This is a genomic window from Saccharothrix xinjiangensis (assembly GCF_039527585.1).
Classification (GTDB): Bacteria; Actinomycetota; Actinomycetes; order Mycobacteriales; family Pseudonocardiaceae; genus Actinosynnema; species Actinosynnema xinjiangensis.
In genome coordinates this window covers 1-697 of record NZ_BAAAKE010000084.1, presented here as the reverse complement: position 1 = coordinate 697, position 697 = coordinate 1, and the positions used below count along the sequence as shown (strand labels likewise).

Annotated in this window: 1 protein-coding gene; it reads left to right on the top strand. The window is 74.2% G+C overall.

Annotation, left to right across the window (positions count from 1 at the left end):
• Nucleotides 1-43: 43 nt before the first annotated feature.
• Nucleotides 44-697 (top strand): protein spdB (locus ABD223_RS43325; RefSeq protein WP_344044198.1); only part of this gene is annotated, 654 nt, incomplete at its 3' end.

Here is a 697-nt window from a genome sequence, read left to right as displayed (position 1 = left end):
CGGTGCTGTACAAGGGGGCCTTCGGGCAGGCGGGGGGTGCGGAGTGAACGCCTCCCTGGCACACCGTGGCCGCCGGGCCTACCTCGCGGCCCCCGCGCTGGCCGGTACCGCCGCCTCGGCCGTCCTCACGATCGCCGTGGTCACCCTGTGGCTGGGCCCGCTGATCGGCACCTGGTTGGCGATGCTCATCGGCGCCGGATTCGATGGCGCCTGGCTCGCGGCGCTGGCGTACGAGCGGCGTCTCGCCGCCCAAGGCGATCACAACCCGAAGGTCACGCTGACCGGCTGGCTGTTCGGCCTCGCCGCGACGGGCCTGCTGGTGGCCCACGCGCTGACCGCAGCCGCCGGCACCTCCGCGTGGCTCGCTGTCAGCTGGCTGCCGCTCGCGGCGAAGGCGCTGTGGTGGCTCCACTCCTTGTGGGAGGCCACCGAGGTGAGTCCCCGGGCCCGGATGGAGATCTCTCGGGTCCTCCAGGACTCCCGCGACTCGGCAGCGATCTCCCGGGCGACCCTCAACGCCCAGGCGGGGATCGACATCGTCCGCACACAGGCCCTCGCGGCGGCCGATGCGGGGATGGCGAAGGCCCAGTCGAAGGCAGCCCGGAGGCTCGCGGAGGCCCGCACCACCCTGGAGAACACCGCCGGGGACGAGCGGGAGTACGAGGCGCTGACGGCGGTGGCGGCCCCGCGCTGGGAC